Genomic DNA, 12810 nt, shown 5'->3' on the forward strand with positions numbered 1-12810 from the left:
CTCACTCCTTCCAAAGCTTCCAGGGAGCACTTTCCGCCCAAGCGGCCTCCAGTACCATCTTGTCCCTCAGAGTATCCATGCTTTGCCAGTATCCGTTGTGATGGAAATATCCCAATCTGCCCATTTCAATCATTCGCTGCATGGGCTCGTTTTCCCATACGGTCTGGCTGTCGTTAATCGTCTCGAATACTTCCGGCTCACAGACGAAAAAGCCGCCGTTGATCAGGCCACCATCTATTTCTCCCTTTTCGCGAAAGCCTTCCACCTGATTGTTACCTTCTTGCAAGCGCAGCGCACCATAGCGGCCCGGCTGCGTTACTGCCGTCAGGGTGCACCAATTTTTTGAGGCCAGATGAGAATCGATCAGCGCGGTAATATCCAGGTCGCTCAGCCCATCGCCATAGGTCAAGCAGAAAGGCTCATCCGCCAGTAAATGCATGGCCTTCTTAAGCCGCCCACCTGTCATGGCATCGGCGCCGGTATCCAGCACGGTGACTTTCCAGTCATCGTTCACGCTTTGAAGCCAGGCGACTTTGCCTGTTTTCAGGTCAATGGTGTAGTCGGTTCGGTTACCGCGATAATTGAGAAAGTAGTCGCGAATATACTCAACCTTATAGCCACCCAGCACGACGAATTCCTTCAAGCCGTGATGGGCATACATTTTCATGATATGCCAAAGAATCGGTCGCCCTCCTACTTCCACCATAGGCTTTGGACGAATCGCCGTTTCTTCACTCAAACGCGTGCCAAACCCTCCCGCAAAAATTGCAACTTTCATGGCTTAGCCTCCATTTCAGGCATCGAAGTAACCGAGGAAGAGCCCGGCGAAGCAGTGGGAGTCACTCCATTACGAATTTGCCAACTCAGGTTCTCGGACAGGCGACCCTCGTCGATATGCGCTTGTAGCGCGTGCAGGCGCACATAGCGTGAGGTTCGGAATTGGGCATCAGTAAACTTCATGCCTTTTAGCCCATTAGCCACCCCTATTATCGAATCCCAAAGTGTCATTTTTGGCTGATGTTCTGGTGCTAACTTAGCGAACAGGCTGAAATCTACTTGGTAGGAGCGGCTGTCCGCCGGTGCTTGGGTATTGATACTCAGAGTGGTACCAGGAATTGCCTGGGCAACCGCCATCGCTAGATCCCGCACCTGATGGTTGCGTTCGTTAGAGCCGGTATTGATATTGAGGATGCGCCCCCCATTTTCGGGCTTACGCTGTATCGCCCAACTAATGGCCCTTGCCATATCGGAGACATCGATCAAGGGTCGCCAGGGTGACCCATCGCTAAGCACGGTAATATGCTGCTGACTAAGCGCGCAGGCGACAAAATCGTTGAGCACTAGATCCAGGCGTAGACGTTCCGACATTCCACAGGCAGTCGCAAAGCGTAAACTAGTAATCACCATGTCCCCCTCAATGCCCGCCAAGGCTTCTTCTGCGGCAATTTTTGAACAGGCATAGGCGGTAACCGGAGCCACAGCATCTGCTTCACAACGCGGCGCACCGAGGGCAATACCATAAATACTGCAACTCGAGGCAAACACGAAGTTTTCCACTCCCGCTTGAGCCGCTGCTTTGGCCATGGCCACCGTAGCGTATTGATTGACGTCAGCCGTGACGGCAGCAAAACGATCTCCCATGGGGTCATTGGAGATAGCAGCCAGTTGCACCACGGCCGTGTAGCCTTCAAAAAAACCAGCAGGAATATCCCTAACGTCGCCCAAAAACTGTTGGGCGAGATAACGTTCGGGAAGGGAATCGGCTCCCGTGAGACAGTGCGCGAAATAGGCATTGTCGTAACCATGAAGAGTGGCAGATGGATATCGTGCGGCTAACTCTCTTACCAGTACGGAGCCGACGTACCCCATATTGCCCACGATTAATATTTTCAAAATATCACCCCATCATTTAGCGCCTGAGCGTCATTAAACCAAGTATTCTCACGACCCTGTCTTAAAGCTGCTTTTATTTTTTATCCTGTTTTTTTCCTTCAAGTCAGCTTGCTCTTGGCATAGCTGGTCTAACCGCCACGTGGAAGTTTGCATTTTTTCAATAGGTGTATCTGCAGCTTCAGACTCAGGGTAAAACCACAGACTTTCTAACATTCCGTGCAGAACTATCTTGGCCTTACGAACTTCACCTCTAAACAAAAGTATAAAAAAGAGCCGAGCAACTCGATAAACTTCTGAAATCATAAGGTAGCGATAATGTGGAAAATGGCGATATTTACGAGCGATATAAATTTTATTTCTAATAAAGTAGCGGTATAACCTAAAGCGCTCCGGATTACTTTCATTAAGAATACTGATAGGGCCATTTTCTTGGCGTAAATGTTGCACTTTACTCATACCAACAACATAACCGGGGTTTTCTTGAGTGACTCTTAAGGTAAATTCACTATCTTCTCCCCAGATGAACATCGCGGTAATTGGTAAGCCATGTTGCGCCAAGGTAGTCCGCGGCAGCAGTATTGAAACGAAAGTAGCGCGATGCACAGCCACTACACCCAGCTCAAGCAGCTCGTGCCAGTCTCGATAACCAATGGCATTTTTCAAAGGACTAATAATAGGAGTATTAGTAACCAGTCCAGTTTCAGTGAAGGCCTGGGAAAGAAGAAAAGCTGGTTTTTTTCCTTTATCTTTAAGCGCTTCATCGGCTAATAACAAAAAGTGAAGTGCGTCAGAACCAGGTATGACATCATCGTCCATTGTCCAAATAAAATCGGCACCCTCTTGATAGGCGAGACGCATACCTGCATTAAATCCCCCAGAGGCGCCAATATTATCCTTCAGCACATGTACCATAAGACCAGGGTAACTGCTTTCGGACAACATCTTTTGGGTACCATCAGTGCTTGCATTATCAATGACGATGACACGATCGCAAGAGCGGCACTGGGAATACACTGCATCGAGACATCGCTTCAGTAGTTCCTTTCGATTATAAGTAAGGATTACCGCGAATACTTTATGCATAGCACACTTTCCCCAAAGATGAGCTTTTTCTTTTCGCGATAAAGGTTAGCCTTTAAACTTAACCACCAGGCTCTCCATCATATGAAAAGTTATATTTCATTCTTTTATAATTATATAAGCAGCCCCTAACCTACAATCACCGAACGCTCCGTCATAGAAACGTAGTAGCAACGAAACGTAGTAGCAACGGCGACTGCAAGTTACAATCTGATACCTAATGATATTAAAAGTTACATTTAAAAAATAAGCGACATGTTTTTTTCTGTCAAGCGCATGGACGGATCAAAAATCTAGTTTGCAGTACCATTTTTCTCATACAGAAAAGCAAAAGGGGCACCTTTTTAGGTACCCCTTTTTTTCATGCTAAAAATACAGGCTAGGCTTATCGCCAAATTTAGCTTGCTACTGCAGACAGCAATCTCACCAGGCTGAAATGCTTTTTGCTGCAACTTGCATACTCGCTCAGCGCGAGAGCACTCGCGCCGAGACAGTATTTGAATCGCCACGTCACACGACGTTAACTCAACGGCTTAGAGAACGGCATCATAAAGAGGCTTACAGCAAATCATCATCGCTCTCAGCGGCAACATCTGCCTCAGGAGCTTCTTCTTTTTTTGCATCCGGCGGAGCAAGCAATTGTGCTCGGATTTGCGCTTCAATTTCTTCCATGGTTTCAGGGTGCTCTTCTAAATACTGAGCTGCATTGGCTTTGCCCTGACCAATCTTTTTGCCTTTGTAGCTGTACCACGCGCCCGCTTTGTCTACCAAGCTGCACTGCACGCCCAGGTCAATCACCTCGCCCGCATGGTAGATACCCTTACCGTAGAGAATTTGAAACTCTGCCTGACGGAATGGCGGCGCCACTTTATTTTTAACTACCTTCACACGGGTTTCGTTACCAGTGACTTCGTCACCCGATTTTACGGAGCCTGTACGTCGGATATCCAGACGCACGCTGGAGTAGAACTTAAGTGCGTTACCGCCGGTCGTGGTTTCGGGCGAACCAAACATCACACCGATTTTCATGCGGATCTGGTTGATAAACACCACTAAACAATTGGCGTTTTTGATATTACCGGTAATTTTACGCAATGCCTGAGACATTAAACGTGCTTGCAGACCAACGTGGGAGTCGCCCATTTCGCCTTCGATTTCAGCACGCGGCGTTAGTGCAGCCACGGAGTCGATCACGATCACATCTACCCCGCCAGACCGTACCAACATGTCGGTAATTTCCAGCGCTTGCTCACCGGTATCAGGCTGGGAAACCAGCAAGTCGTCTAGATTAACCCCGAGCTTTTCTGCATAGCTGGGGTCCAGAGCGTGCTCTGCATCGACGAACGCACAGACTTTGCCCTGTTTTTGCGCCTGCGCAATGACTGACAGGGTCAGCGTCGTTTTACCTGATGACTCTGGGCCATAAATTTCACATACGCGCCCAAACGGCAACCCGCCGATACCAAGCGCGATATCAAGCCCCAGTGAACCGGTGGAGACAGACGGCATTATCACGCGCGGTGCATCGCCAAGGCGCATAACAGTCCCTTTACCAAACTGGCGATCAATCTGGCTAAGTGCAGCATTTAGCGCTTTGGTGCGGTTGTCATCCTGAGCCATGCAGAAATTCCTCATCACAAACTGTATAATTAGCCAGTAGTATGCCAAAGATTAGCGGCTAAACAAATCCTCAGCACCATATTTAATGTTTATTTCTTTTCACTGCCGTTGGCCTGGGCCGTCAAGCGCGCAACTAGGCCGGCCAATGCTTCACGTACGGCTTGTTCGCGTACCGCCTGTCGGTCGCCGTGAAAGTGGAAACACGCTGCCTGTTGGCTTTCTGCACTGCCCCAGGAAAGCCATACGGTACCAACAGGCTTCTCTTGACTGCCACCATCAGGACCAGCCACTCCACTGACGGCAACCGCTAAGTCAGCCCCACTTGCTAAGCAAGCACCTTTAACCATTGCATTAACTACTTGCTCACTGACCGCGCCATGGGCTTCGATAAGCGCCTCGGGCACATCCAACATACGCGTTTTAGCAGCATTGGAGTAGGTTACATAACCCGCTGTAAAATACGCAGAGCTACCTGCCACAGAAGTAATTGCGCTGGCGATACCGCCGCCTGTACAGGACTCTGCGGTAGAAACTTCAACCTCAAGCTGCTGACACAGCCTTCCCAAGCGTTGAGCGAGCAGTGATAGGTCAAGATTCTTCAGGCTTGAAACGCTAGGTGCCATGGTGACTCCTTCATGTGAGACCTCAGTTCAGCGTAGAATACCGTGTTTAACTTTCTCAAAGAAATTGCTCAAAGAAATTGCCCAAAGAAGTCGCTTAAAGTAACTGCCAAAGAACATGCCGCAAGCTGAGACTGCTTGCGCAACGCTCAACCAGGACGCCCATGTCACAGGCCAGCCCCGCTCATACGCCAATGATGGCGCAATATCTTAAGATCAAACGCGATCACCCTGAGGTACTTCTGTTTTACCGGATGGGGGATTTTTACGAGCTATTTTTCGATGATGCCAAGCGCGCCGCATTGCTGCTGGATATCACCCTTACCCAGCGCGGCCAGTCAGGTGGCAAACCTATTCCTATGGCAGGTGTGCCCTACCATAGCGCTGAAGGCTATTTAGCTCGCTTGGTGTCAGCCGGTGAATCCGTCGCTATCTGCGAGCAAATCGGTGACCCTGCCACTAGCAAAGGGCCCGTTGATCGACAAGTAGTGCGTATTGTCACCCCTGGCACGCTTCACGATGAAGCCTTACTGGATGCTCGCCGAGATAACGTGCTGGTCGCCGTTGCGCCCGGCAAAGACGGCTGGGGCCTTGCATGGCTGGAGCTTTCCAGTGGGCGCTTCAATGTCTTGGAAGTAGAAAGTGAAGCCGAGATGCAGGCAGAGCTAACCCGCCTGTCGCCTGCCGAACTGTTAGTGCCCGAAAGCTTGACCCTGCCCGACGCATGGTCACAAAAGCGCAGCTTACGACGCCAAGGGGAGTGGCTGTTTGACTTAGACAGCGCCACGCGCAGCCTGTGCGATCAGTTTGAAGTCCAGGATTTACGCGGCTTTGGTTGTGCGCACTTAACCAGCGCACTCATCGCGGCGGGCGTACTGATCGATTACGCCCGAGATACCCAACGTTCACGACTGCCCCACGTAACGGCCATTAGCGTCGAAAACCGCGATGATGCCGTAGTGATTGACGCGGCCAGTCGGCGCAATCTGGAAATTGATATAAATCTCGGCGGTAACAGCGATAACACCCTGGCCAGCGTGTTAGACACCTGCACCACCGCGATGGGTTCGCGATTACTGAAGCGCTGGCTTAACCGCCCGCTGCGCCAGCGTAATATCGTGGAAGGACGTCACGCGGGCGTGGCGTTGCTCTCTATTGAAGCCGCCTACCTACCGCTACGCGATACGTTGAGTGATGTAGGCGACGTCGAGCGCATCCTGGCCCGCGTCGCACTGTATAGCGCGCGCCCCAGGGATTTGGCGCGCCTGCGCGACGCCCTGGTAACGCTACCCGCACTTGAGCAATTGCTAAGCGAAATTGATAGCGGTAGCGCTATCGATGGTCTTAAACCTCACATTCGCCCCTACCCAGAAATAGCCGATACCTTAACTCGCGCATTGGTTGAAAATCCGCCTGTGGTGATTCGCGATGGCGGCGTGATTGCGAATGGCTTTGACGCCGAGCTAGATGAGCACCGCGGCATGGCTGAGAATGCCGGTGAGTACTTAGTGCAGTTGGAGCTGCGCGAGCGCGAACGTACTGGCCTGGCCAATTTAAAAGTCGGCTATAACCGGGTTCATGGCTACTTTATTGAACTACCTCGCTCTCAGGCTCAGCAGGCACCCGCCGACTACATCCGTCGTCAAACGCTAAAAAATGCTGAACGCTTTATTATTCCAGAGCTTAAAGAGTTTGAAGACAAAGCACTCTCGGCCAAGTCCAGGGCCCTCACGCGAGAGAAATGGCTCTACGAGCGCCTGATGGGCGAGCTCAACGCGGCGCTTCACGCACTGCAAAACACCTCGCGGGCATTGGCTGAACTTGACGTACTCTGCGCCTTTGCCGAGCGTGCAGAGGCACTCAATTGGGTAAGGCCCCAGCTACGGGATGCCACTGGCCTTAGAATTACCGCTGGACGGCACCCCGTGGTCGAACATGTCAGCGATACACCGTTTGTACCCAACGATGTCACGCTAACACCTGATCAGCACATGTTGATTATCACCGGCCCCAACATGGGCGGTAAATCAACCTATATGCGCCAGACCGCGCTCATCGCGCTGTTGGCGCATAGCGGCAGCTTCGTACCCGCCGATAGCGCTGAAATAGGCCCTGTAGATCGCATCTTTACCCGTATAGGCTCGTCAGATGATCTAGCGGGTGGTCGCTCTACATTTATGGTAGAAATGACCGAAACCGCTAATATCCTGCACAATGCTACCGAGCATAGCTTGGTGTTAATGGACGAAATTGGTCGTGGCACCAGTACTTTTGACGGCCTTTCACTGGCCTGGGCAAGTGCTGAATACCTAGCCGAAGCAAAGGCACTCACCCTGTTTGCCACACACTATTTTGAAATGACCGCGCTGCCGGAACAGGCCGAGGGTGTGGCAAATATTCACCTAACAGCCACCGAGCACGGCGACAGCATCGTGTTTATGCACCGCATTGAAGCGGGCCCTGCGAGCCAGAGCTATGGCTTGCAGGTAGCCCAGTTGGCAGGTGTTCCCAACCATGTAATACGCAGAGCCCGTGAAAAACTAATGGCCCTCGAGCAGCGCGATGTGGATGAGTTGCAGCGCCCTAGCGGCGTTTCTGCAGCACCGCAACAAAACGACTTGTTCGCCAGCGCACCGCACCCGGTGGTGGAAGCGTTAGGCAAAGCCGATGTAGACGATTTAACACCCCGCGAAGCGCTAGCGCTGCTATATCAGTGGCGAGAGCTACTGTAATGGTATGAAAGGAAAGCCATGAGCGCTTGCCGCCGCGTAAGGGCACCACTAGAATGTCGCCCATACTGTTTTATCTTATAAGAAACGGCCGATTTATAACCATTAACTATTGACCACGACCGGGAAGCTCCCGGTCCCGCAAGAGGGATAGCAAGATGACGTTTGTCGTTACCGAGAACTGCATCCAGTGCAAATACACCGACTGTGTTGAAGTCTGCCCGGTCGACTGCTTCTACGAAGGCCCCAACTTCCTGGTCATTCACCCAGACGAGTGTATTGACTGCGCCCTGTGTGAACCGGAGTGCCCCGCAGAAGCTATCTTCTCAGAAGATGAGCTACCGGATGGCCAAGAGCAGTTTATAGAAATTAATGCTGAATTAGCCGATGTATGGCCGAATATTGCCGAGAAAAAAGACCCGCTGCCCGATGCAGAAGAGTGGGACGGCAAAACAGGTAAGCTGGAAAAGCTCGAACGCTAATCTTAGAAGCCACGCATTTTCAGACCAGCGTTCGCGCTGGTTTTTTTGTGTGCCACGGGCTGGGCACACAAAAAAAGGCGGCCCGTAGGCCGCCCGCTCCAAGCACTTCCTCTGACCACTCCCTGTGTCAAACTCCTCAGATAACATCCTTGCCAGAACCCACATCACTGTGTCACCTAGCGTATCTGACCTGCATCCCGTTGCATCCTGCCTGAAGCATCCTTGCCTCCCCTGTCCTGAATGCATTGTGGCAGAAAGCCATCACAACTCAAGCAGACCAAAACGGCAACGGGCGAGCCACTGCGGCTCGCCCGTTATAAAAAAATCATAAAAATCAAAAGCATAAACTAAAACAAAAAAGCAATTAAGCGATTAGCGCCGGCATTTGTAAGATATCTCTTACAAAATCTTGAGACATCTCTTACACGCCGACGCCCATTTGCGCTTACTGCCCTTTAATGGCTTTCAAGCCAGGGTAAGCCACATCGCCCAACTCCGCTTCGATGACGAGCAGGCGGTTATATTTCGCGACACGGTCGGAACGACACAGAGAGCCCGTTTTAATTTGGCCGGCACAGGTGCCCACGGCCAAATCGGCAATCGTGGTATCTTCAGTTTCACCACTACGGTGTGAAATAACCGCGGTAAAACCAGCGTCCCGGGCCATTTTGATCGCATCCAGCGTTTCAGACAGCGAGCCAATCTGGTTGAATTTGATCAGAATCGAATTACCAATTTGCTCGTCGATACCACGCTTAAGAATCTTGGTATTGGTAACAAACAAATCGTCGCCAACCAGCTGTACTTTGTCGCCTAGCTTGTCAGTCAGTGCTTTCCAGCCTGCCCAGTCTGATTCATCCATACCATCTTCGATGGAAACGATCGGATAGTCCGCACAGAGGCCCGCCAGGTAATCGGCAAACCCTTCGGCATCGTAGCTTTTACCTTCGCCGGAAAGGTTGTACTGGCCATCTTTGTAGAACTCGGAAGACGCGCAGTCTAGCGCCAAGGTAACGTCTGTACCCAGTGCGTAACCGGCATCAGCAACAGCTTGCTTAATGATCGCCAGGGCATCTGCGTTAGATGCCAAGTTAGGAGCAAAGCCACCTTCATCACCCACGGACGTAGAAAGACCTTTAGCAGACAGTACTTTTTTTAGCGCGTGGAAAATTTCCGCGCCCATGCGTAGGCCTTCACGGAAGTTTGCCGCGCCTACTGGCTGTACCATGAATTCCTGGATATCAACGTTATTATCGGCGTGCTCACCACCGTTAAGAATGTTCATCATCGGTACCGGCATGCTGTACTGCCCCGGCTGGCCATAAAGCTCAGCAATGTGCGCATATAGCGGCACACCTTTAGCGTTGGCAGCGGCTTTAGCGGCAGCCAGCGACACCGCCAGAATGGCATTCGCGCCCAGATTCGCCTTATTTTCAGTGCCATCCAGGGCTAACATTGCGTCGTCCAGCCCACGCTGATCACGCGCATCCATTCCTAACAACGCAGCACTGATTTTGCCATTCACGGCCTCAACGGCTTTTAAAACGCCTTTGCCAAGGTAGCGTGTCTTGTCGCCATCGCGCAGCTCGAGCGCTTCGCGGGAGCCTGTAGAAGCACCGCTGGGCGCACATGCTTCACCTACGGCGCCACTTTCCAGGCGAACCATGGCCTGAACGGTCGGGTTGCCGCGGGAATCGAGCACTTCTAGTGCGCTGATTTCAACAATTTTGGTCATAACAGTGTCCTTTGGTTGTCAGTCTAATGGATGATTGTGGGTCCAATGTATACCATATTTGCCGTCGCGGTTAACGGATGGTCAAAGGCGTAAACCCCTTCACCAAGGCATCTAGCTGCGAAAGCTGAGTCAAAAACGGCTCTAATTGATCTAATGGCAGTGCGCAGGGTCCATCGCACTTAGCATTATCTGGGTCAGGGTGGGCTTCCAGGAAGATCCCCGCCAAACCAACGGCCACACCCGCACGAGCCAACTCTGCCACTTGGGCACGACGGCCATCGGCACTGTCCGCACGGCCACCTGGGCGCTGCAAGGCATGGGTGACATCGAAAAACACCGGGTAACCGGTCTGTTTCATATCGCCAACGCCCAGCATATCCACCACCAGGTTGTTGTAGCCGAAGCTGGTACCACGCTCGCATAGCATCAAACGGTCGTTACCGGCTTCCTGAAACTTAGTGAGGATATGGCGCATTTCGTGAGGTGCTAGAAACTGCGGTTTTTTGATATTAATCGCCGCGCCGGTGTTAGCCATCGCCACCACTAGATCAGTCTGGCGGGCAAGAAACGCCGGCAACTGAATTATGTCAGCGACTTCAGCCGCAGGCTCTGCCTGCCAAGGCTCATGAACGTCGGTAATGATGGGCACGCCATAGCGCGCTTTAATATCCGCTAGAATCTGCAAACCTTTTTCTAGCCCAGGTCCACGATAAGAGTGGATAGAACTACGGTTCGCTTTATCAAAGCTTGCCTTAAAGACATAAGGCATTCCGAGCTTTTGCGTCACATTAACGTAGGCCTGCGCCACTTCATCAGCAAGCGTCGCTGACTCCAGCACATTCATGCCGCCCAATAACATTAGCGGCAAAGAATTGCCGGCGGTTAGGCCGGCAACGTTAATATGACGCTCTGGAAAGGATGATTGAGAAGTCGAAGACATGTTATTCGCTCTCCCTCTTATTCCTGAGTCGTTGTATGAGCGCGCGTACGTGCCGTTTTGTGCTCTAAGGCAGCATTAACAAACCCAGAGAACAGCGGGTGTCCGTCACGTGGTGTCGAGGTAAACTCCGGATGGAACTGACACGCCACGTACCAAGGGTGGTCAGCCAGCTCGACGACTTCTACCAAGGACTGATCGACGCTCTTGCCAGAAATGACCAGGCCTGCCTGTTCTAACTCATCAATAAACTGGTTATTGACTTCAAAGCGATGGCGATGACGCTCGACAATCTCATCAGCACCGTAGGCTTCACGAGCTTTGCTACCAGATTTCAAGTGGCAGACCTGACCGCCTAGACGCATGGTGCCACCTAAGTCAGATGCAGCATCACGCAGCTCGATCTTACCTTCAGCGTTAATCCACTCGGTAATCAGGCCCACCACGGGGTGCTTGGTGTCGTGGGTAAACTCGGTAGAGTTAGCATCTTCCCAGCCAGCCACATTGCGGGCAAATTCGATGACCGCTACCTGCATGCCCAAACAAATACCCAGGTAGGGAATGTTGTTTTCACGCGCGAACTGAGCGGTAAGAATTTTGCCTTCCACACCGCGCTCGCCAAAGCCGCCAGGTACCAGGATGGCATCTTTGCCAGCTAGCCGCTCGGTACCGTGACGCTCGATATCTTCGGAGTCGATATAGTCGACATTGACCTTAATACGTCCTTGAATGCCCGCGTGAATAAGCGCTTCGTTGAGCGACTTATAGGCGTCCAGCAGTTCCATGTATTTACCGACCATGGCAATGCTCACCGACTTCAGCGGATTCAACTTGGAATCCAGCACCTTGACCCATTCGGAAAGGTCGGCAGGCTCTGCTTCCAGACGCAGCTTATCGCAAACAATGTCATCTAGGCCGTGCTCGTGCAGCATCAGCGGAATCCGATAAATAGTATCGGCATCCTGTAACGGTACAACGGCACGCTCTTCCACGTTAGTGAACAGGGCGATTTTACGGCGCTCGCTCTCTTCGAGCTCTACTTCGCTACGGCAAATCAAAATATCCGGCTGGATACCAATCGAACGTAGCTCTTTGACGCTGTGCTGAGTCGGCTTGGTCTTGGTCTCGCCTGCCGTCTTGATATACGGCACCAGCGTAAGGTGCATGTAAATCGCCCGACTAGCGCCAAGCTCACTACGAATCTGACGAATAGACTCTAAGAACGGCAGTGATTCGATATCACCCACCGTGCCACCGATTTCTACCAGCGCCACATCAAAGCCTTCACCGCCAGCATAGACGCGCTGTTTGATTTCATCGGTAATATGAGGGATGACCTGAACGGTACCGCCCAAGTAATCACCACGGCGCTCTTTGCGTAGTACATTCTCGTACACGCGCCCCGTCGTGAAGTTATTCCCTTGGGTCATTTTGGTGCGAATAAAACGCTCATAGTGCCCTAAGTCCAAGTCCGTCTCGGCGCCATCTTCGGTGACGAACACCTCGCCGTGCTGGAAAGGACTCATGGTGCCCGGGTCCACGTTGATGTAGGGGTCGAGCTTGAGCATGGTGACCTTAAGGCCGCGGGCCTCTAGAATCGCCGCCAGCGAGGCCGACGCGATGCCCTTGCCAAGAGAGGACACAACGCCGCCGGTCACGAAGATATATCGTGTCATGGAAAACCTGTCGAAACGTGATCAAAAGGCGTAACAGA

10 protein-coding genes are annotated in these 12810 nt (G+C 51.9%); 2 read left to right on the top strand and 8 right to left on the bottom strand.

Annotation, left to right across the window (positions count from 1 at the left end):
• Position 1: 1 nt before the first annotated feature.
• The 5 genes from rfbF to CEK60_RS11075 all read right to left on the bottom strand — a co-directional run bounded on the left by rfbF (position 2) and on the right by CEK60_RS11075 (position 5216).
• Positions 2–778 carry a glucose-1-phosphate cytidylyltransferase gene (gene rfbF, locus CEK60_RS11050; RefSeq protein ID WP_089039071.1) on the bottom strand — a complete coding sequence of 259 codons (777 nt, stop codon included), beginning with the start codon at positions 776–778 and terminating at the stop codon, positions 2–4.
• Positions 775–1893 carry an NAD-dependent epimerase/dehydratase family protein gene (locus tag CEK60_RS11055; protein ID WP_089039072.1) on the bottom strand — a complete coding sequence of 373 codons (1119 nt, stop codon included), beginning with the start codon at positions 1891–1893 and terminating at the stop codon, positions 775–777. Before CEK60_RS11055 ends, rfbF begins: the two co-directional genes overlap by 4 nt.
• Positions 1894–1941: 48 nt before the next feature.
• On the bottom strand, positions 1942–2976 hold the full coding sequence (locus CEK60_RS11060) for a glycosyltransferase family 2 protein (RefSeq protein ID WP_089039073.1): 1035 nt from the start codon (positions 2974–2976) through the stop codon (positions 1942–1944).
• Positions 2977–3531: 555 nt separating this feature from the next.
• Positions 3532–4593, bottom strand: coding sequence for a recombinase RecA (recA, locus tag CEK60_RS11070; protein ID WP_089039074.1), 1062 nt, complete (start codon positions 4591–4593; stop codon positions 3532–3534).
• A gap of 89 nt (positions 4594–4682) precedes the next feature.
• On the bottom strand, positions 4683–5216 hold the full coding sequence (locus tag CEK60_RS11075; RefSeq protein WP_089039075.1) for a CinA family protein: 534 nt from the start codon (positions 5214–5216) through the stop codon (positions 4683–4685).
• A gap of 161 nt (positions 5217–5377) precedes the next feature.
• Here CEK60_RS11075 and mutS point away from each other — a divergent pair, with 161 nt between their 5' ends.
• Both mutS and fdxA read left to right on the top strand, forming a co-directional pair.
• Positions 5378–7945, top strand: a complete 2568-nt coding sequence (gene mutS, locus CEK60_RS11080; protein WP_089039076.1) for a DNA mismatch repair protein MutS — start codon at positions 5378–5380, stop codon at positions 7943–7945.
• 155 nt (positions 7946–8100) lie between these two features.
• Positions 8101–8424, top strand: coding sequence for a ferredoxin FdxA (gene fdxA, locus CEK60_RS11085; protein WP_009722190.1), 324 nt, complete (start codon positions 8101–8103; stop codon positions 8422–8424).
• Positions 8425–8869: 445 nt separating this feature from the next.
• Here fdxA and eno read toward each other — a convergent pair whose 3' ends face one another.
• The 3 genes from eno to CEK60_RS11100 form a co-directional block, all read right to left on the bottom strand.
• A complete protein-coding gene (gene eno, locus CEK60_RS11090; RefSeq protein ID WP_089039077.1) occupies positions 8870–10159 on the bottom strand; it encodes a phosphopyruvate hydratase in 1290 nt (429 codons plus the stop codon).
• 70 nt (positions 10160–10229) lie between these two features.
• The gene (gene kdsA / locus CEK60_RS11095) at positions 10230–11099 is read right to left on the bottom strand and encodes a 3-deoxy-8-phosphooctulonate synthase (protein ID WP_038481648.1); all 870 of its coding nucleotides are present in this window, start codon (positions 11097–11099) and stop codon (positions 10230–10232) included.
• A gap of 17 nt (positions 11100–11116) precedes the next feature.
• The gene (locus CEK60_RS11100) at positions 11117–12772 is read right to left on the bottom strand and encodes a CTP synthase (protein ID WP_089039078.1); all 1656 of its coding nucleotides are present in this window, start codon (positions 12770–12772) and stop codon (positions 11117–11119) included.
• Between the last annotated feature and the right edge of the window lie 38 nt (positions 12773–12810).

This window comes from Halomonas sp. N3-2A, from assembly GCF_002216165.1.
Lineage (GTDB): Bacteria > Pseudomonadota > Gammaproteobacteria > Pseudomonadales > Halomonadaceae > Vreelandella.